The sequence below is a fragment of the Collinsella aerofaciens ATCC 25986 genome, assembly GCF_964259375.1.
GTDB classification, from domain to species: Bacteria; Actinomycetota; Coriobacteriia; order Coriobacteriales; family Coriobacteriaceae; genus Collinsella; species Collinsella aerofaciens_BO.
Window position 1 is genome coordinate 26,409 of sequence record NZ_CAXVJM010000014.1, and the last position, 20,605, is coordinate 47,013.

At 61.2% G+C, this 20,605-nt stretch carries 16 protein-coding genes; 6 read left to right on the forward strand and 10 right to left on the reverse strand.

Annotated features, from left to right (window positions below; translation table 11 throughout):
- Positions 1 to 79 precede the first annotated feature (79 nt).
- The 8 genes from ACEXKH_RS07225 to ACEXKH_RS07260 all read right to left on the reverse strand — a co-directional run bounded on the left by ACEXKH_RS07225 (position 80) and on the right by ACEXKH_RS07260 (position 9,492).
- Entirely contained in the window at positions 80 to 847 is a 768-nt protein-coding gene (locus tag ACEXKH_RS07225) for a mechanosensitive ion channel family protein (protein ID WP_373573624.1), read from the reverse strand.
- A gap of 278 nt (positions 848 to 1,125) precedes the next feature.
- A complete protein-coding gene (locus tag ACEXKH_RS07230; RefSeq protein WP_373573625.1) occupies positions 1,126 to 1,920 on the reverse strand; it encodes an ABC transporter ATP-binding protein in 795 nt (264 codons plus the stop codon).
- Positions 1,913 to 2,836, reverse strand: coding sequence for an ABC transporter permease (locus tag ACEXKH_RS07235; protein ID WP_035137531.1), 924 nt, complete (start codon positions 2,834 to 2,836; stop codon positions 1,913 to 1,915). The genes ACEXKH_RS07230 and ACEXKH_RS07235 overlap by 8 nt, the downstream gene beginning before the upstream one ends.
- 204 nt (positions 2,837 to 3,040) lie before the next feature.
- Entirely contained in the window at positions 3,041 to 4,021 is a 981-nt protein-coding gene (locus ACEXKH_RS07240; RefSeq protein WP_117797400.1) for an ABC transporter substrate-binding protein, read from the reverse strand.
- 159 nt (positions 4,022 to 4,180) lie between these two features.
- A complete protein-coding gene (locus ACEXKH_RS07245; RefSeq protein WP_373573626.1) occupies positions 4,181 to 4,969 on the reverse strand; it encodes a hypothetical protein in 789 nt (262 codons plus the stop codon).
- Positions 4,970 to 5,217: 248 nt separating this feature from the next.
- Complete coding sequence (asnS, locus tag ACEXKH_RS07250; RefSeq protein WP_373573627.1) at positions 5,218 to 6,621, reverse strand: asparagine--tRNA ligase; 1,404 nt, start codon at positions 6,619 to 6,621, stop codon at positions 5,218 to 5,220.
- Positions 6,622 to 6,757: 136 nt separating this feature from the next.
- A complete protein-coding gene (locus tag ACEXKH_RS07255) occupies positions 6,758 to 8,692 on the reverse strand; it encodes an acyltransferase family protein (RefSeq protein ID WP_373573628.1) in 1,935 nt (644 codons plus the stop codon).
- Between the two features lie 236 nt (positions 8,693 to 8,928).
- Positions 8,929 to 9,492 (reverse strand): PTS sugar transporter subunit IIA, encoded by a 564-nt coding sequence (locus ACEXKH_RS07260; protein ID WP_373573629.1) that lies wholly within the window; start codon positions 9,490 to 9,492, stop codon positions 8,929 to 8,931.
- A gap of 246 nt (positions 9,493 to 9,738) precedes the next feature.
- Between ACEXKH_RS07260 and ACEXKH_RS07265 the strand changes: the two genes are divergently transcribed.
- Positions 9,739 to 10,638: an alpha/beta hydrolase gene (locus tag ACEXKH_RS07265; RefSeq protein WP_373573630.1), complete on the forward strand. Its 900-nt coding sequence runs from the start codon at positions 9,739 to 9,741 to the stop codon at positions 10,636 to 10,638.
- 236 nt (positions 10,639 to 10,874) lie between these two features.
- On the opposite strand, the gene ACEXKH_RS07270 is transcribed toward ACEXKH_RS07265, so the two are convergent.
- A complete protein-coding gene (locus ACEXKH_RS07270; RefSeq protein WP_373573631.1) occupies positions 10,875 to 12,056 on the reverse strand; it encodes a zinc-ribbon domain-containing protein in 1,182 nt (393 codons plus the stop codon).
- Between the two features lie 347 nt (positions 12,057 to 12,403).
- Here ACEXKH_RS07270 and feoB point away from each other — a divergent pair, with 347 nt between their 5' ends.
- The 4 genes from feoB (at position 12,404) to ACEXKH_RS07290 (ending at position 18,248) form a co-directional block, all read left to right on the forward strand.
- Positions 12,404 to 14,815 carry a ferrous iron transport protein B gene (feoB, locus tag ACEXKH_RS07275; RefSeq protein WP_373573632.1) on the forward strand — a complete coding sequence of 804 codons (2,412 nt, stop codon included), beginning with the start codon at positions 12,404 to 12,406 and terminating at the stop codon, positions 14,813 to 14,815.
- A gap of 121 nt (positions 14,816 to 14,936) precedes the next feature.
- The gene (locus tag ACEXKH_RS07280) at positions 14,937 to 16,133 is read left to right on the forward strand and encodes an MFS transporter (RefSeq protein ID WP_373573633.1); all 1,197 of its coding nucleotides are present in this window, start codon (positions 14,937 to 14,939) and stop codon (positions 16,131 to 16,133) included.
- A gap of 171 nt (positions 16,134 to 16,304) precedes the next feature.
- Entirely contained in the window at positions 16,305 to 17,681 is a 1,377-nt protein-coding gene (locus ACEXKH_RS07285) for an alpha-amylase family glycosyl hydrolase (RefSeq protein WP_373573634.1), read from the forward strand.
- Between the two features lie 3 nt (positions 17,682 to 17,684).
- The gene (locus ACEXKH_RS07290; RefSeq protein WP_373573635.1) at positions 17,685 to 18,248 is read left to right on the forward strand and encodes a DNA-deoxyinosine glycosylase; all 564 of its coding nucleotides are present in this window, start codon (positions 17,685 to 17,687) and stop codon (positions 18,246 to 18,248) included.
- A 1-nt stretch (position 18,249) separates the two neighbouring features.
- Here the strand turns inward: ACEXKH_RS07290 and ACEXKH_RS07295 are convergent, their stop codons facing one another.
- Positions 18,250 to 18,909: a hypothetical protein gene (locus ACEXKH_RS07295; protein ID WP_373573636.1), complete on the reverse strand. Its 660-nt coding sequence runs from the start codon at positions 18,907 to 18,909 to the stop codon at positions 18,250 to 18,252.
- 93 nt (positions 18,910 to 19,002) lie between these two features.
- On the opposite strand from ACEXKH_RS07295, the gene ACEXKH_RS07300 reads away from it, so the two are divergent.
- Positions 19,003 to 20,139, forward strand: coding sequence for a pyridoxal phosphate-dependent aminotransferase (locus ACEXKH_RS07300; protein ID WP_373573637.1), 1,137 nt, complete (start codon positions 19,003 to 19,005; stop codon positions 20,137 to 20,139).
- Positions 20,140 to 20,605 lie beyond the last annotated feature (466 nt).

The following is a 20,605-nucleotide window of genomic DNA, read 5'->3' on the forward strand; positions in this document are numbered from 1 at the left end:
AGTCGTTTAAACAACGATATGAACCATGGTACCACGATGCGAAACCACCACAAAGGTGCCTGTCCCCTTTGTGGTGGTTTTAGGCGATGATGGGGGCGATGGCGCGGATGCAGGCGTCGGCTGCCGTGAAGGTGGTGCTGTCGTCACTGACGATAAAGATGATCTTGCCCTTGATGCCAAAGTCGCCGATCTCGCTAAAGAGCACGTAGGGCTCCTTGTCAAAGCCCGAGATGGGAAGCACGGCGGCCTTGGTGGCGTCGGTGAGCTCATCTGCCAGTGCGTCGAGTGAGGCCCACTTGGACGTGTCCTTTACGGCAACGGGCACAGCCACACGCCCAAAGGGCATGAGGTGCACGAGCGTGTTCTTGGAGATATTTGAGTTGGGAACGATGATGGTCTGCCCGGAGGCGTCCTCGATGGTCGTGTGGCGCCAGGTGATGTCCTGGACCACGCCCGACACGCCGCCGACCTCGATATTGTCGCCGGGCTTGATGATGCCCATAAAGGTCACCTGCATGCCACCGATAAGGTTTGACAGCGTGTCCTGAAAGCCGAGCGAGATGGCGATGCCGCCGACGCCAAGAGCGGCGACGAGGGCGTTTGCGTTAATGCCAAAGCAGTTGTCGAGGATAAAGCTGCCGCCAATCATCCATATGACGGCGCGCGCGATGTTGATGAAGATACTCGATGCGGGAAGCGGATTGTCGTCGCGGTTAAGCAGGTGGCGCAGGGTCTTGGACGCGACCTTGGCGGCAACGGCGGTGCCGATAGCCAAGATACCTGCCCAGATGATGTTGTGGACCCATCGTTGTGCAAAGAAATGAAGAATTGGCTCAAACAATTCCATGTAGGGAAAACCTCCTAAGGATCATTCAATCATGATACCCACCAAGAAGCCCGTCCGATCAAATTCGGACGGGCTTCTTGGTGGGTATAAGGTTTGCACGGCGGGGAAGAGATCTTCTCAAGGCAGTTTCCTTAGTTCTTGACCAGTGGTCCCTGCTGACGCTGGATTATCGACATGATATGCGAAAACCGCCGCAAGGGCGCCTGTCCCTTTGCGGCGGTTTTGACGTTTGTGCAGATAAAACCTGCCAAAATAAACCTGTCCCTCTTTGGCAGGTTTTAGCTCAGCAGCATGCGGTCGTTGGCGAGCTCGCCGCCCGAGACCTCCTCGAACTTCTGGAGCAGGTCGGCGACGGTGAGCGACTTTTTCTCGTCGCCGGCCACGTCGTAGATCACATGGCCCTCGTGCATCATGATCAGACGGTTGCCCAGACGGATGGCGTCGTTCATGTTGTGCGTGACCATGAGTGTGGTCAGGTGGTTCTCGTCGACGATCTCCTCGGTCAGGTTGAGCACCTTAGAAGCCGTCTTGGGGTCGAGGGCCGCGGTGTGCTCGTCGAGCAGCAGCAGGCGTGGCTTGGTGAGCGTGGCCATCAGCAGGGTGAGTGCCTGGCGTTGGCCGCCCGAGAGCAGGCCGACCTTGGCGTTGAGGCGCGTGTCCAGACCGAGGTCCAAGCGCTTGAGCAGTTCAACGTACTCGTCCTTCTCGGCCTTGGTGACGCCCCACGAAAGACCGCGACGCTGACCGCGACGCTTGGCGAGGGCCAGATTCTCGGCAATCTGCATGTCGGCTGCGGTGCCGCGCATGGGGTCCTGGAACACACGGCCCAGGTACTTGGCGCGCTGCGACTCGCTCGGACGCGAGATATCGTTGCCGTCGAGCTCAATAACGCCCGAATCGAGCGGATACACGCCGGCGATCATGTTGAGCAGCGTGGACTTGCCGGCGCCATTGCCGCCGATCACGGTCACAAAGTCGCCGTCGTTAAGGGTAAGGTCGACGCCGGTGAGTGCACGCTTTTCGGTGACGGTGCCCTTGTTAAAGGTCTTTTTGACGTGCGAGAGCTTAAGCATTTGCCTCATCTCCCTTCGTATAGGAGCTGCGGAGCTTGTAGCGCTCCCAAACCACGGGCACGCACAGGGCCACGGCAACGATCACGGCGGAGAGCAGCTTCATGTCGTTGGCATCCATGCCCAGCTGCAGCACGATGGCGCGAATGAGGAAGTACACCACGGAGCCAAAGACTGCAGAGGCAAGACGGACGGAGAACTGCGTGAGACCGCCGGGCAGCAGGCGGCCGAGCACCTCGCCGATAACAATGGCGGCAAGACCGATAACGATGGCGCCGGTGCCCATGCCAATGTCAGCGTACTTCTGGCTCTGGCAGATGAGCGCACCCGAAAGGCCGATAAGGGCGTTGGAGAGCACGAGGGCGATCATCTTGGTGGAGTTGGTGTTGACGCCCAAGGCGCGGATCATGTACTCGTTGTTGCCGGTGGCACGCAGTGCCGAGCCGATCTCGGTGCCGAAGAACCAGTACAGGATGGCGACGATGGCCACGGCCAGCACAATGCCCAGGATGATGGCAACGGTGGACTGCGGCAGGCCCGTCATGTGGCTGACGGATGAGAAGATGGTGCCCTTGGCAAGGATGGGCGTGTTGGATTTGCCCATGATGCGCAGGTTGATGGACCACAGACTGATCTGCGTAAGGATTCCGGCAAGGATCGCGGGAATCTCAAAGACGGTGGTCAAGATGCCCGTGACAGCGCCCGCGATGGCGCCGGCGCACATGCCGGCCAGCACGGCGAGCAGCGGGTCGACGTTATTGTTGACGATGAGCACGGCGCAAACACAGCCGCCGAGGGCAAAGCTGCCGTCGCAGGTCATATCGGGGATGTCGAGCAGGCGGAACGTGATAAACACGCCGAGCACCATGATGCCCCAGAGGACGCCCTGCGAAACGGCGCCCTGCAATGCAATGAGCATGCTTCATACCTCCTAGGATAGGGTGGACACGTGATTTTCCATAATAGCGGTAACACTGAATAAAAGAGCTGCGGCCGGATGTTTTGTCTCATCCGTAACAAGCAGGGCGAACGCCGGTCTTTGGCGTCCGCCCCTGTGGCTCAGATATTGAATAGCACGGCAACGGCGCGAGTATGAGCCCTAGGCACATCGCCGCGCATGCCGCTACGCGTCCAGAGCGGAGAGGTCGATGCCCAGGGCCTCGGCCATTTCGTCGTTCTTGACGACGACCAGGTCCTTGCTCGAGAGGTGCTTGATCGGCATATCCTCGGGCTTGGCCTCGCCCTTCAGGATCTTGACGGCCATCTCGCCCGCGGCGTAGCCCAGGTCCTCGTAGTTGATGGAGAGGGTGAACAGACCGCCGGCCTTGCACATGCCCTCCTCGCCAGTCACGAAGGGGAGCTTGTTCTCCTTGCAGATCTGGCCCACCTGCGAGGCACCCGCGGCGATGGTGTTGTCGGTGGGGGAGTACAGCGCGTCGACCTTGCCCACGGCAGACTCGACGACGGACTGAATCTCGTTGGAGCTCGAGACGGTGAAGTCGGTGTACTCGAGGCCCAGCTTGTCGAGCTCCTTCTTGGCGGCCTTGATCTGGACGTCGGAGTTGGACTCGGCGGTGCAGTAGAGCAGGCCGACCTTCTTAACGTCGGGCAAGACCTTCTGCATCATCTCGAGCTGCTCGGCGACCGGGGTGAGGTCGGAAGCGCCCGTGACGTTGGTGCCGGGCTTGTCGTTGTCCTGGACCAGGCCGGAAGCGGCGTAGTCGGTGATGGCACAGCCCACGATGGGGATATCGGCGGTGGCGCCGGCGGCAGCCTGCGCGGCGGGCGTAGCGATGGCATAGATCAGGTTGACGCCGTCGCCTACGAACTTGTCGGCAATGGACTTACACGTGGACTGGTCGTTCTGGGCGTTCTTCTGGTCGATCTTGACCTTGAGACCGCTCTTCTTGATGGCCTTGACGAAGCCGTCGTTGGCGGCATCGAGCGCGGAGTGCTCGGTAAGCTGCAGAACGCCGATGGTGTAGTCGGAACCGGCGGCAGCGGAGCCGGAACCAGAGTTGCCGCCGCATCCGGCGAGCGGAGCGAGCGCGAGCAGGCCAGCGGAGACAAGAAGGCTCCTGCGGCTGATGGTGATGTCCTTCATATCATTACCCCCAGTATAAAAATGGCTGGAAACACTGCACTAGGAAAAAGTGCAAGTGGGACTATAGTAACGCCGATGTCCATTTTTACAATAACCTGGCGGGTTTTTTAATACTGAACCGGATGGGCGGTGCTGAGGAACGACGGACGGTAACGGGGCTTATGCTGCGGGTGCGGGGCTGTCTTCTTCGTCTAGCGCGGCAAAGAGTTTCTTGCCGTCGAGCAAACGCGTGCTGACGTTTCTCATGCGGCTGACCTCAACGGTGCGCAGGGTGTCGTCGGCGCCTCGGGTGTCGTAGACCGTTCCCAGCAGATACGAGACGCCATCGCGCTGCCTGATGGCAAAGGGTCGGACCGTCATCCGTACCACCTCGATTTCGCCTCGGGTCAGGACGTTTGTGATATCAAAGCTGACAGTTGTTCCATGGTCGATGGCCTGTTCGACGAGTTCGCACGTGTCGATACGCTTGGCGTGCGGACGCGTTGTCTTGACGAGCGCGTCGTTGGCGGCCGGTGCCGGTTCGGGCATATCGAGATAGTCGCGAACATCGGCGCTCGCCATGGCGACCAGGTGCTGCGCCATGCTCTTTCGAATGGCTATGGGCGTCGATCGGTTACGCATGACCATGCCGTGGAGCCGTATGATCTCTTCGTCAGCAAGTGGGCGGGTGAGAAGCCGATAGCCCACGCCGCGCTTATAGTCGATTTCGTATCCGGCGTGACGAAGTGCGGATATCGAGGTATAGATGCTGCGGCGTGCCGCCGAGATGGGCATGCGGGCGGGGTCGTCGGGATGGGCGAGGAGCTCGACCAACTCGTCGGAAAGCAGCGCCTTGTCCTCGCCGGTGTTCTCGCTCAAGAGCTGCAGGATGCGTACGGCGCGATAGGCTGCCATCGAGGCGGAGCCCCTGGTCGTGGTCTCGTAGTTTTCAACAACAGCTTCGGTCATAGCGCCCACGTTCTTTCCTTTTTTGGTGATGGCAGATCAGAGCCTAGGGCGCGGAGCCTGGCTAAGGACGCATGGCGCCTTGGACGGTCGATGGTTGCCGGCAAACGGCGGGTCGAGTTTTCAACAACCCTGCCTAACTGACCAAAACCTTGCCAAAAGCTTGACGGATGCTGTTGAAAAAGCGCCCCTCGGCTTGCCGAGAGGCGCTGGCGTGATGCACTGGAACGCGTTTGTTGGCGCTGTGGAGATTAGAAGTCGGCGTTACCCACGGTACGAGGGTGCGGCAGGACGTCGCGGATGTTGCCCACGCCGGTGAGGTACATCACCAAGCGCTCGAAGCCCAGACCGTAGCCGGCGTGCTTGCAGGAACCGTAGCGGCGCAGGTCAAGGTAGTACTTGTACTGCTCGGGATTCATGCCCAGGTCCTTGATGCGGGCCTCGAGCAGATCCAGGCGCTCCTCGCGCTGGGAGCCACCGATGATCTCGCCGATGCCCGGCACCAGGCAGTCGGCGGCGGCGACGGTCTTGCCGTCCTCGTTCATGCGCATGTAGAACGCCTTGATTTCGGCCGGGTAGTCGGTTACGAAGGTCGGGCGCTTAAAGTGCTCCTCGGTCAGGAAACGCTCGTGCTCGGTTTGTAGGTCGATGCCCCAGCTCACGGGATAGTCAAACTTGTGACCGGCGGCGACGGCCTGCTCCAGGATCTCGACGGCCTCGGTGTAGGTAACGCGGGCAAAGTCGGAGTTTGCCACGTGGTTCAGACGCTCGATTAGACCCTTGTCCACAAACTTGTTGAGCATATTGAGCTCGTCGGGGCAGCTGGCCATAACGTCCTTAAGGACGTACTTGAGCATGGCCTCGGCGTTATCCATGTAGTCGTTGAGGTCGGCGAAGGCCATCTCGGGCTCAATCATCCAAAACTCGGCGGCATGGCGCGTGGTGTTGGAGTTTTCGGCGCGGAAGGTGGGGCCAAAGGTGTACACGTCGCCAAAGGCCATGGCAAAGTTCTCGGCATTGAGCTGGCCGGACACGGTGAGGCTCGCATGCTTGCCAAAGAAGTCCTGGCTCCAGTCGACCTCGCCGGACTCGGTGAGGGGCGGGTTTTTGGGGTCGAGCGTGGTCACGCGGAACATCTCGCCGGCGCCCTCGCAGTCACTCGTGGTGATGATGGGGGTGTTGACGTAGACAAAGCCCTGCTCCTGGAAGAAGCGGTGGATAGCGGCAGCCGCGACAGAGCGGATACGGAACACGGCGCGGAACAGGTTGGTGCGCGGGCGCAGGTGCTGTTGGGTGCGCAGGAACTCGACGGTGGCACGCTTCTTCTGCAGCGGGTAATCCGGGGCGCTGACGCCCTCGACCTCGATGGAGGTAGCAGAAAGCTCGAAGGGCTGGGGCGCATCGGGGGTCAGCTTAACGGTGCCGCTGCAGATGAGGGCGGCCGAGACGTTTTGATGGGCGATCTCGTCGTAGTTGTCGAGCGCCTCGCGGTTCATGACGACCTGCAGGTCGCGGAAGCAGCTGCCGTCGTTGAGCGTAACGAAGCCAAAGTTCTTCATGTCGCGGACGGACTTGACCCAGCCGGCAACGGTGACGGTCTGGCCACCGAGCGACTCGGCATCGGCATAGAGCTGCGCGATTTTGGTGCGGTTCACGTATCCTCCCATAACGGTTGTACGGATTATTTCCAAACAGTTAACCATTCTAACCCGCGAGTGGGGGCGTAGCAAAACGTCAGGTGTGATGTATGGGCGTGACGTGGGCACCGCGCAAGCGCCGATTTTGCGTTGCCTAGTGCCCGCAGATGGCTTGGCGTATGAGGGCTGCGTAGGTGTCGATTCCCGCCTGGGTGAGGTGTGTGCCGTCGTCGACGAGGTATTCGCTGTGGCCCTCCGAGGCGCCGTTCCAGTCGATGACGCCGGCGTTGTCGTTTTGGGCGCAGACGTCACGAATCATCTGGTTATTGCGGTCCTGTAGCTCGAGCGGTACGCGCACGGTCACAAAGTAGATGGGCTTGCCGCCCACGGCATTAATCACGTCCTGCACCTGCTGGGGGTCGCGGATGAGGCCGTTGGTGCCAAGCGCGCAGATGACCACGCTTGGATCGTAGTTGGCGCTGTCCTGTGCATAGACATCCTGGAAGGTGTAGAACTGGCGGCTCACCACGCCGTCGATGTGCGCGTTGGGAAGCGCCGCCTGAATGCCAGGTTGGGCACCTGCGGTGACCGAGTCGCCGATCATGAGCACGCGGGCGTCGCAGGTTCCGGTTGCCTCGTCGTAGGTAAAGCTCTTCCAGTCAAGGTTCTTCGGGACCTTTTCGGCGATAGGTCCCTCTTTGGGTTTTTGCTTGGTGGCGTCTTCGGATGCGGTGTCGCTGGGCTGGGATTCTTTACCGGATGCGGGCTCGGCGCCCTTGTCGTTGGCTCCGTTGTCCTGGGCGGAAGTCGCGTTCTGGGCAAGCTCGGGACGGAGTTGCTCGGCGCGGGCGGTGGCGATGTCTGCCCAGTCAAGCGGCGCGAAGGCAAGTGCGGCGACGCATACGGCGCCAAGCGCGGGGAGCACCATGGCGGGCGCGAGGACGTGCTTTCTTGCCGTGCTGTCCTGTTGGGCCGGCTTGCGGGACCAAGGACGTTCGACGAGGCGATAGAAAACCTCGGCTACCGCAAGGATCAGTACAAGCTGTAATACCTGCTCCCACCAGGCGGTGCGGGTAGTGCGGGTTGCGGGGTTCATAAGAAGCAGTAGGGGATAGTGCACCAGATAAACCGAGAACGAACGCTGCCCCAACCAGATGAGTGGTTTGGCCGACAACAGGCGACGCACGATGCACTCCGTATTCTGCACGCAGATGATGAGGAGTCCGGTGACGAGGGCAAACAACAAAAAGCCGCCGCGGTAGAGCCAGACGCTCTCTCCGGTCAGCATGAGTGCGCCGGCTATAACGGCAACGAGCCACGCGATAGAAATCGCATTGACCTTTGAGATGCCCTTGTTGGCGCCGGGGATATGGATGTCACCGCTCAGCATCTCACGCAGGCGCGGCGCTGCGATGGCGGCTAAGGCTCCGCATAGAAGCTCGGCGGCACGGGCGTCGGTTCCGTAGTAGACGCGCGATGTGTCGGCGGTGGGATTAAACATGAGGACCATGGCTGCCGTCGATACAAGCGCGAATGCGATCGTGATGCCGATGGCGGTACTGCGCGACCTGGTTTTGCTGCACAGTGCCATAAGGATGACCGGCCACACCAGATAGAACTGCATAGTGACGGCGCAGAACCACAGGTGCGTGAGCGGCGAGGGGAGCCCCGCGGCGGCGAAATACGAGACGTTGCGGAAGATGTAGAACCAGTTGCTCAAAAAGAGTGCCGATGACAGGGCGTCCTGCTGCACCTTAGGGAGTAAGCTCGGGGCTGCGATGTAGGTGGCGATGGCGGTAAGCGCGATGGTCACGACGATTGGCGGCATCATGCGCGCAATGCGGCGGCAGATATAGCGTGGGTACGAGAATCCGTCGCGTGCCGTGGCCCGCATAATGCTTTTGGTGGCGAGATAGCCACTCAGCGTAAAGAAGAGTGTAACGCCTAAAAAACCGCCGGTCAGGCGGCTGGGGCGAAGGTGATATAGGACGACGCCGGCGATGGCGAGGGCGCGGAGCCCGTCGAGCGCGACGATGCGTTGGTTGCGTTGAGGCGCGGCATGTACGGCGCCCGTGGGTGTGTTTTGCATCGATCTTTCCTCCAATGTCGACCTAGCAGTCTAGCGCTCTGCGCGGACAAAGGAAGGGGGTTCGTGCGGTTGAACAACATGCCGCGGGGCGATGCTTCGCTACGCAAAAGCCGCACCTGCGTTGATGCTCAGCTGCCTATATAGAAACGTTTCAGAACCTCTACATAGGCAAAAACAACAACACAGATGCGGCAAAGATGCACGGGGGGGTTGAGCCTTTATGCGATGATGCTCGGCTACTTGGTCTTGGCAACCAGCAGCGGATCGCCAAGCTTGACGAGCGGATTGCCGCCGATAAGCGTGCCAGACTCGCCGACGTGGTCGATGCTCTTGAGGCGGTCGAGCTCAGAGACGATGACGGTCACGATGTCCTCGTGGCCGGCGGCCTTGATAGCGTCGCGGTCGAAGCTGATGAGCGGCTGGCCGGCCTTGACCACATCGCCCATCTCGACAAAGCGGGCAAAACCCTTGCCGTTCATTTCCACGGTGCCCAGGCCAACATGGATGAACACGCGAAGACCGTCCTCGGTGATCATGCCGATGGAGTGGTTGGTGACGGTGGTGGCGCCGATACGGCCGTTAGCGGGGGCGTAAATGGTGCCGGTAATGGGCTCGATGCCGTAGCCCTGGCCGAGCATGCCCGAGGCGATGGTCTCGTCGGGAACATCACTCAGATTGACGAGCACGCCGTTGACAGGAGCGTAGATGACGCCTTCGCGGGTGGCGAAGCTTGCTGCGGGCGGAACGGACGCCTCGCCCGACGAAGTGAACGTGGACTTGAGCGAATCGAGCAGACCCATAGATGCCTCCAACGTATCAGGCGCGCATGTTGCACGCGTGTGGTTTGCCGGAAACGTTTCGTACGTGTTTCCCAGCACGGTCAGCGCTCCTATTTTACGCTGCTTGACGATGGTCCTGAGCTGGGATTATGTGATATATCAGTTGATGGCCAACTTATTGCGGGGGTGTTTCTGCGCCGCGGGCTCAAGTGGGGTACGCTAAGGTGCGAAAAACGAGTGCGCACGAATCGCACGGAGGGAGCACCTATGATTATTGAGAACCATGCGCTGTGGGGCGAGGAGCCGACCGAGGATTATCCGGCGACGTTTACGTATCTGGGTGCCGAGCCGCTGCCCGACAAGCCCAATGGCCGCCGCCCCGCGGTGATCATCTGCGGCGGAGGCGGGTTTACGCATATCGCTCCGCACGAGCAGGACCCGGTGGCGTTTGCATTTTTGGACCGCGGCTACCAGGCCTTTGTGCTCAACTATGTGACGAGCGCTACGGGCGACGTGAGCTTTCCGCACCCGCAGGCGGACCTCGCCAAGATGGTCGCTACCGTGCGCGCCAACGCCGACGAGTGGCATGTCGATCCCAAGCGCGTGTGCATCGTGGGTTTCTCGGCGGGCGGCATGATCTGCGCCTCGTTGGCAACGCAGTGGAAGACCGGACCCTTCGCGGGCCTTGCCGGGGCTCGTCCGGAGGATATTCGTCCCGACGCCGTGGTGCTGGGCTATCCGTTACTCGACCTTGCCTATGTGCGCGATATGCAGACGCGCGATCCGCGCATCGACCTGCGCGTGCCCAAGACGGGTGGCAAGACGGGGCGCGATTTGCTCAACGACTATCTGTCGATGGTGACGGGCGGCGAGGCGACCGATGAGCACCTGACCGATATTTGCCCTACCACGCACGTTTCGCGCCAGATGCCCCCGACCTTTGTGTGGGGCGTTTCGGACGACAAGACGGCGCCGATCGCGCAGGTCTACCCGTTTGCGCAGCGCATGGCCGAGGAGGGTGTTGCATGCGAGATGCACGTCTTTGACCAGGGTGGCCACGGCCTTTCGCTCGGCAACGCCAATACCGCGGTCGACAACGAGGACAAGCAGGTTTCCGTCCGTCCCTGGATCCGCCTGGCCTTCCGTTTCCTGGAGCGCCATCTGTAAGAGGACGGACATCCCCTCAATAACTTGCGGTGAAATAGCTCCTATTTAAGCCCTCAACCTGCCCAAGCAGGAACTATTCCACCGCAACTTTGTTTTGATGCCCCGCCCGGAAACGGTATCCCGGAATTCGCCCGGATGGTGGGATGCGCTTTCCAGAAGGGCGCCGCTTGGGAAACTGTGACCCGTGATCCACCGGGGACGGAGGAGAGCTGACCATTTTGGGTGGCGGCGGTCGGCTACTTCAGCGTGATGCAGGACGCGAGGAGGTCGCAGTATGTCTCTCCCGTGAAATCATAATTGATCCCAAGCGGGCGATATCCATCCTGAACATATCCCCAGTAAGGTCCGCCGGACAGCACTACAGTCTTGGCCGATGACGTCTTTCCGATCGTCTTAGAGAAGGCGGTCTCTGCGCCGCGCGGCGATCCATCGGTTGCGTATACCGTAAAGTTCGCTTTCGAGGCAACATCTTGCGCTCGAACATCGTTGGCGGTAAGGGTGTCGGACGTCGTTTCGAATTCAAGCCAGTCCATGGGGAACCAGTCGGGAAGGACCATCGTGAAGTAGTCGGTCTCAAACGTCCTTGCCTGTCGAGCCTCCTCTGCTTTCCTGGCCTCTTCCTCCGCCTGGCGCCTTGCCTCCTCCTCGGCCTGCTTGGCTGCCACGGCGTCGTCGCGGCGCTTGGTCGCGGCGGTCGCGAGCGCATTGGCGTCAATATTGAAGCCGGCCTTCTTGGCGCCCTCGTCCTCCTCGGCGTACTTCTTTGCCGCGGCGATCTGGTCATCGGTCACTTCGGACGCCTCGACCGGCTCCAGCGCCACGTCGCCCGCATCGACGATCTTCTTCTCGGCGGCCTTCTCGCCCAGCTTGATGCTGAGCTTTTCGGCGGGGACGGCGTAGACCGTGCCGTCGGCCGCGATGGGGGAGGCGGCGACCTCCACCTTGTAGCTGCCGCGGCGAAGCTCGACGCCCTCGCCGCTGCTGTCCACGTAGCGCACGGCGTCGACCTTCTTGCCGCGCTCTTCCTTGCCAGTAATATGAACCGGCAGTCTGCTCGCGCCTGCCGAGGTGTCCCAACCCTGGGCCGAGACGCTAAAGCGCACGGCGTGCTTCGCCGCGAGCGCCTCCTGCTCTGCCACCTCCCGTGCCTGCTCGGGGGCGTAGATGCCGAAGTAGTAGCCGGCGCCGCCGCCCGCGGCGAGCAATGCGGCCACGACCGCCGCGATCACGAGGGGCTTCTTTGAGCGCTTGGCCTTGGCCGGCACCGGCGTCGTCGGTCGCGCCTCGGCTGCCGGGGCGGATTGATAGTCGGTGTGCGATTCGGCCGGGGCTTCATGTTCGGCGGCGACGGGCTCTCCACACGCGGGGCAGAACCTGGCCCCGCCCTCGACCTTCGACCCGCAATTTCGGCAGAACATGTGCAGACTCCCCTCGAACGACGCCCGCGCGAATACCGGGCGCATTTCCTTCTGTCCTCATGCTAAGGGCGAACGCTCGCCCGTTGTTGCGCAACATTGCTGGGCTCTCCGTTCGGAAACTGCGTCCCGTTTCTGCTGCAGATTCCGGGGCGCAGTTTCCGCTAGAGACCTCAACCGGAAAGCGCATCCCGTTTTGACGCTTCAGAGTGGGACGCAGTTTCCCCGAGAGGTCTCATTGGGAAGCAATGGCCCGGAATCCCCCTTGCACCAATCTGTCGATTGAACATCGTTGTGTGTTCGCGCTATCATGCATGGATAAATTGGTTAGCCATGGCAAACGGTTAGCCATGGTAAACATAAATGCAACGCCCTGTGGGCGCCGGGGGAGGAACACGGACGTGAAGCTCGATACGCTCGAGATTGGAAAGGACGCCGTTGTCGCATCGGTGACATCGGACGACCAGGCACTCCGACAACATATTTTGGACATGGGCCTAACACCGGGCACCGAAGTCACCATGATGAAGTACGCCCCCATGGGCGACCCGCTCGAGATTCGCCTGCGTGGCTACGAGTTGACGCTGCGCAAGGACGATGCCGCACGGATTGAGCTCGTGGGTGTTCACGACACCGATACGGGTCCGCGCGCTAACGCCGCAATCGGCACGACGGAGCACCCGGCACTCGGCGAGGGGACGTATTCGCCCCGTGCGGCAAAAACGGCCGTGCCCGAGGGCGCACCGCTACATTTTGCCCTCGCCGGCAACCAAAACTGCGGTAAAACCACGCTGTTCAACCAGCTTACGGGCTCCAACCAGCATGTCGGTAACTTTCCCGGCGTGACGGTCGACCGCAAGGACGGCACCATCCGTAACCACCCCGAGGCGAGCGTCACTGATCTGCCTGGTATCTATTCGCTGTCGCCGTACACGGGCGAAGAGATCGTCAGCCGTCAGTTTATCCTGGATGAGCATCCCGACGCCATCATCGACATCATCGACGCCACCAACATCGAGCGCAATCTGTACCTGACGCTGCAGCTTATGGAGCTTGATCGCCCCATGGTCATCGCGCTCAACATGATGGACGAGGTGACGACCAACGGCGGTGCCATTGACGTCAACCTGCTCGAGAGTCTGCTGGGCGTGCCGGTCGTTCCCATTAGCGCCGCACGCAACGAGGGTATCGGCGAGCTGGTGGACCATGCCCTGCATGTGGCGCAGTTTCGCGAACGTCCCGGCCGCCTGGACTTCTGCGCGCCCGATGGCCCGGACGGCGGCGCGTTGCACCGCTGCATCCACGGCATCGCCAACCTCATCGAAGACCATGCCGTGACGGCGCACATCCCGGTGCGCTTTGCGGCGACCAAGCTGGTCGAGGGCGATGAGCTGGTAACCGAGGCGCTTCACCTGGATCGCAACGAGCTCGACGCTATCGAGCACATCATCACCCAGATGGAGGGCGAGGCCGGCACTGACCGCCTGTCTGCGCTGGCGGACATGCGCTTTAGCTTTATCGGCGATGTGTGCGGGCGCTGCGTCGTCAAGCCGCACGAAAGTCGCGAACACGTGCGCTCTGTCAAAATCGACCGCATTCTGACGGGTCGCCATACGGCCATTCCGGCGTTTCTGTTGATCATGGGCCTCGTCTTTTGGCTGACGTTTGGCGTGATCGGCGCGGCGTTGCAGGGACTCATGGAGGATGGCATCGCTGTCATCATCGCCTCGGCCGATGCAAGTCTTAAGGCGTTCGGAACCAACGACGTGGTGCGCTCGCTGGCTGTCGACGGCGTGCTTACGGGCGTGGGCAGCGTGCTGACCTTCCTGCCGATTATCGTCGTGCTCTTTTTGTTCCTCTCCATTCTGGAAGACTCCGGCTACATGGCACGCGTGGCCTTTGTCATGGATAAGGTGTTGCGTCGCTTTGGCCTGTCGGGCCGCAGCTTCGTGCCCATGCTCGTCGGTTTTGGCTGCACCGTGCCGGCTATCATGTCGACCCGTACGCTCCCATCCGAGCACGACCGCAAGATGACGGTCATGCTCACACCGTTCATGAGCTGTTCGGCCAAGTTGCCGGTCTACGGCCTGCTGTGCGGGGCGTTTTTCCCGCAGGCGACGGTTCCCGCCATGGTCTCGCTCTATCTGATCGGTATCGTGGTCGGCTGCATTGCGGCTTTGGTGCTCAACCGCACGGCATTTAAGGGCGACCCGGTGCCGTTTATCATGGAGCTTCCCAACTACCGCCTGCCGAGCGTCAAGACGACAGTGATGCTGGCATGGGATAAGGCCAAGGACTTTATTACCAAGGCCTTTACCATTATCTTTGCCGCTACCGTGGTCATCTGGTTCCTTCAGACGTTCGACATTCGCTTTAATGTGGTCGCCGATCAGTCGCAAAGCCTGCTTGCGGGCCTCGGCAGCATCATCGCGCCGGCGCTGGCGCCGCTTGGGTTTGGCGACTGGCGTGCGTCCACGGCGCTCGTCACCGGACTTATCGCCAAGGAGAGCGTCATATCGACGCTCACGGTGCTTTTGGGCGCGACCTCGCCCGCGGCACTGTCGACCATGTTTTCGCCGTTTACTGCCTATGTGTTTCTGGTCTTTACGCTGCTGTATCCGCCCTGCGTGGCTGCCATCGGCGCCGTCAAGAGCGAGCTGGGCGCGCGCTACGCCGTTGCCGTGTTCGCGTTTCAGGTGGCAGTCGCCTGGATCGTGGCGTTTGTCGTGCATTCGGCGGGCATATTGCTGGGGTTGGCTTAGTTATGTATTGACGGCGCAACCTCTGTGTATCGAATTGTTTTCGGCCCTGCATCTGTTGCTGACGGATGCGGGGCCGTTGCTATATAATCGCCTCCACTCAAAATGATTGGAGACGTTATATATGAGTCAGGCAAGGCAAGACGGCATCACGCTCAGGCAGTGGCTCCCGCTCGTCGGGCTCACCTGCTGTGCGTTCGTGTTCAACACGTCGGAGTTTATGCCCATCGGCCTTTTGACTGATATCGCCGCGTCGTTCTCGCTCACCGAGGCCCAGGCGGGCATCATGATCTCGGTCTATGCCTGGGGCGTCATGCTGCTGTCGTTGCCGCTCATGGTGTTCGCTTCGCGTTTCGAGTTCAAGCGGATGCTGCTGGGCGTGCTCGCCGTGTTCTCGCTCGGCCAGTTTCTGTCCGCTGTGGCGCCGACTTATCCCATCCTGGTCTGCGCGCGCCTGGTGGTCGCTTGCGCACATGCCGTGTTCTGGTCGGTCGCCTCGATTATGGCGTCGCGCCTGGTTGACACACGCCACGGGGCGCTCGCCATCAGCATGATCGCCACGGGCTCTTCCATCGCACAGATCTTCGGCCTGCCGCTCGGCCGCGCCATTGGCCTGGCCGTGGGCTGGCGTATGACGTTTGCCGTGGTCGGAGCGCTGTCTGCTGTCGCGGTCGTCTACCAGGCCACGGTGTTCCCCACCATGCCAGCGGGCGAGCGTTTTACGCTCAAGCAGCTGCCCGACCTGCTCAAGAACCCGTTCCTCATCGCGCTCTATGTGGTCACGGTCTTTATGGCGACCGGCTATTACGCGGGCTATAGCTATATCGAGCCTTTCCTGGCTCAGGTCGCGCATGTCGACGCAAGCGCCATCACCATGACGCTGACGGCGTTTGGCTGCTCTGGTCTGCTCGGAAGCTGGCTGTTCGGTCGGCTGTTCGATGGGCACCGGTTCCCGTTCCTCGCGATTACGCTCTCCGGCGTGCCGGTGGCTCTGCTGCTCATGGGTCCGGCCGCATCGTCGCTCGTGGCAGTGCTTGCCGTCTGCGCGCTGTGGGGCTGCTGCGCCACGGCCTTTAACGTGGCGTTCCAAGCCGAGCTCATCAAGCACACGCCGGCGGATTCGTCAGCCGTGGCCATGTCGATCTTCTCGGGCCTGTTCAACTTAGGCATCGGTACGGGCACCGCGATTGGCGGCGCCGTGGTGTCGGGCCCCGGAATCGCTTGGATTGGTTTCGTGGGCGGGGCGATTGCCGTCGTGGGCGTCATGCTCGCCATCACCGTATTGTTCCCAGCCATCCGCCGTGCAAAGCCTGTCGCCTAACCACATCCCCTCATCGGTTGCGGCAGAATGCGTACTGGGGTAGCTAATTTGGGACGGGGCTTTTTTGGCTACCCTTCAAGCAGGGGTAGCCAAAAAAGCCCCGTCCCAAATTAGCTACCCTGTTGGGCATACAATGGATGGCGTTGCGTGACAGATTTCCGGGAGGTTGCTATGTGGGCATACGAGACGACGTTCTATCAGATCTATCCGCTGGGCTTTTGCGGAGCTCCGCGCGAAAACGCCGCCCCCGTTGCCGAGGATGAGCTCGCCCAGGCCGCCGATGCCACAGCTAGCCCCGATGCCCCCATCATGAAGGTCGCCCAATGGGCCGACTACCTGCAGGGACTCGGTATTGGCGCCGTGCTGATCAATCCTCCACTCGAGTCTGATAGCCACGGTTACGACACGCGCAGCCTGCGCCATATCGACCGCCGCCTGGGTGGGGATGCCGACTTTGCCGCCGTATGCGACACGCTGCATGCCCATGGCATCCGCGTGGTGCTCGATGCCGTTTTCAACCACGTCGGTCGCGGCTTTTGGGCCTTCCGCGATGTGCAGGAGCGTAAGTGGGACTCGCCCTACAAGGATTGGTTCCACATCAGCTTTGACGGCGACTCCTGCTATGGCGATGGCTTTTGGTATGAGGGCTGGGAAGGCCATTTTGAGCTTGTGAAGCTCAACCTGCAAAATCCCGCCGTGGTCGATTACCTGCTTGAGTCCGTGCGTCGCTGGGCCGAGGTCTTTGGCGTCGACGGCCTGCGCTTGGACGTTGCCTATATGCTCGATCGCGATTTTATGCGCCGCCTGCACTCCTTTACCCGTGAGCTCAAGCCCGACTTTGTGCTGATTGGTGAGACGCTTCACGGCGACTACAACCAGATCGTCAACGAGGAAATGCTCGACTCCTGCACCAACTACGAGTGCTACAAGGGCCTATACTCCAGCTTTAACTCGGTCAACATGTTCGAGATCGCCCATTCGTTGCACCGTCAGTTTGGCGGTGACCCGTGGTGCATCTACCGTGGCAAACACCTGCTGTCGTTTGTCGACAACCACGATGTGCCGCGCCTGGCGAGCATCCTGACGGACAAGTCCTGCCTGCGCCCCGCCTATGGCATGCTGTTTGGCATGCCGGGCATTCCGTGCGTCTACTATGGCAGCGAGTGGGGGATTGCCGGCGAAAAGGGCGGCTCCGATGGCGATTGGGCGCTGCGTCCTGCGCTCGATGAGCCTGCGCCCAACGATCTGACGACATTTGTCACGCAGCTGGCGCACCTGCGCTCGGCAAACGATGCGGCGGCTCGTGCCCTCAACTATGGTGCCTATCGCAACGTGGTGATCCAGAACAAACAACTGCTGTTCGAGCGCGCCTGCGACGACGCGACGGTGCTCGTGGCGGTCAATGCCGTGAACGAGCCCTATTCCTTTGGAGCCGGCGAACTCAACGGCTCCTTCGTCGACCTGCTTGCCGACGACGCGCCCACGGTCGAGCTGCCGGGCTCCCTTGAACTTGCGCCCTATGAGGTGCGTTATCTGTTGAGGGCCTAGCTCGTGGCCACGCCAGATGAGGGCTATCAGCATATTGAGCATGGGTTTGAACCCGTGTTTGACGAGCGCTCGCGCGTTTTGGTGCTGGGGTCGTTTCCCTCGGTGCTCTCGCGTGCCAATGCCTTCTACTATGGCAATCCGCAGAACCGCTTTTGGCGCGTGATGGCCGCGTGCCTTGGTGCGCCCGTGCCGCCCAACGAGGGAGACTCTTTGGCGAGTGGCGAGCCCGCGACGCTTGACGCCTCGATTGCCGCCAAGCGGGCTATGCTGCTGAACGGCGGTGTGGCCCTGTGGGACGTGATCGAGAGCTGTGACATCAAGGGCTCGAGTGACGCCAGCATCAAAAACGTTGTGCCGGCACATATCGAGCGCATTACCGGTGCAGCTCCCATTGAGCAGGTGATATGCAACGGTGGTACAGCTGGTCGGCTCTACAAGCGCTATCTACAAGAACGCACGGGGCTGTCGGCCATCGTTCTGCCGTCGACTAGTCCCGCCAATGCGGCATGGCGCCTGGAACGCCTTGTCGAGCGCTGGCGCGAGGCCGTTGACTGGGGCGCTCTGTAATTTAGATATCTGATTGGGCGCGGGTGCTGAGGCGTTTCATGATGGCATGCCAGATCGGTGCGGGCAGCGCGGGCTTGACGCGCACCATGCCGTCGGCATCGACGCTACCGGCATTGCCACCGCCAAGCAGCTGCGCATGTTCAATGGAGCAGCCCATGCGCACAGCGCCCACAAGCTTATCCATCGCTTCCGAAAATGGCCGACGCAAGAGGCCCATACGCGGGGAGTGGCGAAGTGCTGCGATGCCGTTGCCGGCACAGATGACAACGCCGTCGCACCATGGCAGGTCACGTAGAAGACATGCCCGATACAGGCGGTCGAGAACTTCGTCCGCCTGCTTGGTGTTTTTGGACAGGGCTTGGACGATGACATAGACGCGCGCGTCTGTATTCTTAAGGCGATCGAGTGTCTGCTCGACAGCGGTCATCGTTTCATCACCAAATGCATCATCAACAGCGAGCACCATGCCATCGACTGCACCGGTGTCATTTGCCTTCAAGTTGACCGGGCGGGGGAGTGCGGTGCCGGAAAGCTGAGCATAGGCGGCGATGGCATCCTGGAGGTCCCAAAGCAAAAACTCAAGATCGGCGCTCTCGGGAATACTGACAAACGCGATGTTGTGCAGTGCTTTTGGTACATCGCCGCGTGCGGTCGTCTCCATGCCGCCTCCTTTTCGGTTGGTTTCCGTTTAGGTTACACCGTCTGGTGGCGCTCCGCCGCGCTATCCTAGTGCAACCCTTACGAAAGGAACGCCATGCGTCTGCCCATGAATACCTCGCTTGCCACGCTCAAGCCCTCCGGCATCCGCCGAATCAACGCGCTCGCCGCCCAGCACCCAGGATGCATTGCGCTCGCGCTCGGCGAGCCTGATTTTCCCACGCCCGACGTGATTGGCGCCGAGGTGACCGCCGCACTGGACCGCGGTGACACGCACTATCCGCCCAACAACGGTCGCCCCGCCCTGCGCGAGGCGCTGTCTGCCTACATGGGGGACGCGGGCCTGACGTTTTCCGCCGACGAGGTCATCCTGACCGACGGCGCGACCGAGGCCCTGTCGGCTACGCTTATGGCCATGCTCAACCCCGGCGACGAGGTCATTATTCCCACGCCGGCCTTTGGCCTGTACGAGAGCATCGTCGTGGCCAATCACGCCAAAGCGGTCTTTTTGGATACAGAGCCTGCGCAATTCCAGATTGACGAGGGCGCACTTCGTGCTTGCGTAACGCCGGCGACCAAGGCCATCGTCATCTGCACGCCCAACAATCCTACGGGCTGCATTCTCGACGCGGCTTCGCTCGACGCCGTGGCGCGCGTAGCGGAGCAGGCGGGCATCTACGTGGTCTGTGACGACGTGTACAACCGACTCGTCTATGTGGACGGCTACGAGCGCTTCGCCCAGCGACACCCGGAGCTGCGCGAGCAGACGGTCGTCATCGAGAGCTTCTCCAAACCCTGGGCCATGACCGGCTGGCGCTTGGGCTGGCTCGCAGCGGCAGCCCCCGTTATCGCCGAGATTGCCAAGGCTCACCAATACTTAGTATCGAGCGCCGTCTCCTTCGAAATGGACGCCGCAGCCCGAGCCCTGACCGTCGACCCAACCCCCATGCTCAAAGTCTACCGAGCCCGCCGCAAACGCGTGCTCGCAGCCTTAAACGCCATGGGCCTCGACGTAGTGGAACCAGCCGGCGCCTTCTACGCCTTCCCCAGCATCAAACAATTCGGCCTAACCAGCGAAGCCTTCTGCATCAAAGCCATCAAAGAGGCAAACGTAGCCCTAGTCCCGGGCGACTGCTTCGGAACCGAAGGCCACATCCGCCTAAGCTACTGCGTCTCCGACCAAGATTTGGACGAAGGTCTCCGCCGCCTGTCCAACTTCGTGTCAACCCTATAGCCCACCGGGACCCAAAACCATCAGCCCGCCGACCCAAGCATTATGCGTGGGGCGCGCCGGCCAACGGCAACCCTGGCTGCCCCAAAGTCAACACAGGTCGCGCCGCCAAAGGCCAGGCGCAAGCTTTTCGTAGATTCCGCACGAGCCGAAGAGCACTAAATGTGCTCTTCGTGCGAGCCCAGGACTTGACCGAGCGAAAAGCTTGCGCCTGGCCTTTGGCGGCGCGACCGAGATGGTGGAATTGTGTGCAGCCAGGGTTGCCGTTGACCGACGCCGGGGTCCCCGCCATAATACTTTCGGTTCACGCACGAATCCGCTGCCAGAGACAGCCGGTGCAAACGGGCATCGCCCGCGAGCTTAATGGGATATCCCGCCAGCCGAGGTGGTCGAGTAGATATGTCTTCTCGCCCCCGTCGCTCATGCAGCGCGGGGGCTTTCTTTTTGGACATGCCCCCGTCACGTCCTT

Bases quoted from the DNA above. Each gene is read 5' to 3' on its own strand.
- ACEXKH_RS07280 (WP_373573633.1), top strand. From the start codon at position 14,937: ATGAGTCAGGCAAGGCAAGACGGCATCACGCTCAGGCAGTGGCTCCCG.
- ACEXKH_RS07230 (WP_373573625.1), bottom strand. From the start codon at position 1,920: ATGCTTAAGCTCTCGCACGTCAAAAAGACCTTTAACAAGGGCACCGTC.
- ACEXKH_RS07265 (WP_373573630.1), top strand. From the start codon at position 9,739: ATGATTATTGAGAACCATGCGCTGTGGGGCGAGGAGCCGACCGAGGAT.
- ACEXKH_RS07235 (WP_035137531.1), bottom strand. From the start codon at position 2,836: ATGCTCATTGCATTGCAGGGCGCCGTTTCGCAGGGCGTCCTCTGGGGC.
- ACEXKH_RS07300 (WP_373573637.1), top strand. From the start codon at position 19,003: ATGCGTCTGCCCATGAATACCTCGCTTGCCACGCTCAAGCCCTCCGGC.
- ACEXKH_RS07295 (WP_373573636.1), bottom strand. From the start codon at position 18,909: ATGGAGACGACCGCACGCGGCGATGTACCAAAAGCACTGCACAACATC.
- feoB (WP_373573632.1), top strand. From the start codon at position 12,404: ATGGTAAACATAAATGCAACGCCCTGTGGGCGCCGGGGGAGGAACACG.
- ACEXKH_RS07240 (WP_117797400.1), bottom strand. From the start codon at position 4,021: ATGAAGGACATCACCATCAGCCGCAGGAGCCTTCTTGTCTCCGCTGGC.
- ACEXKH_RS07255 (WP_373573628.1), bottom strand. From the start codon at position 8,692: ATGCAAAACACACCCACGGGCGCCGTACATGCCGCGCCTCAACGCAAC.
- ACEXKH_RS07260 (WP_373573629.1), bottom strand. From the start codon at position 9,492: ATGGGTCTGCTCGATTCGCTCAAGTCCACGTTCACTTCGTCGGGCGAG.
- ACEXKH_RS07245 (WP_373573626.1), bottom strand. From the start codon at position 4,969: ATGACCGAAGCTGTTGTTGAAAACTACGAGACCACGACCAGGGGCTCC.
- ACEXKH_RS07225 (WP_373573624.1), bottom strand. From the start codon at position 847: ATGGAATTGTTTGAGCCAATTCTTCATTTCTTTGCACAACGATGGGTC.
- ACEXKH_RS07285 (WP_373573634.1), top strand. From the start codon at position 16,305: ATGTGGGCATACGAGACGACGTTCTATCAGATCTATCCGCTGGGCTTT.
- ACEXKH_RS07270 (WP_373573631.1), bottom strand. From the start codon at position 12,056: ATGTTCTGCCGAAATTGCGGGTCGAAGGTCGAGGGCGGGGCCAGGTTC.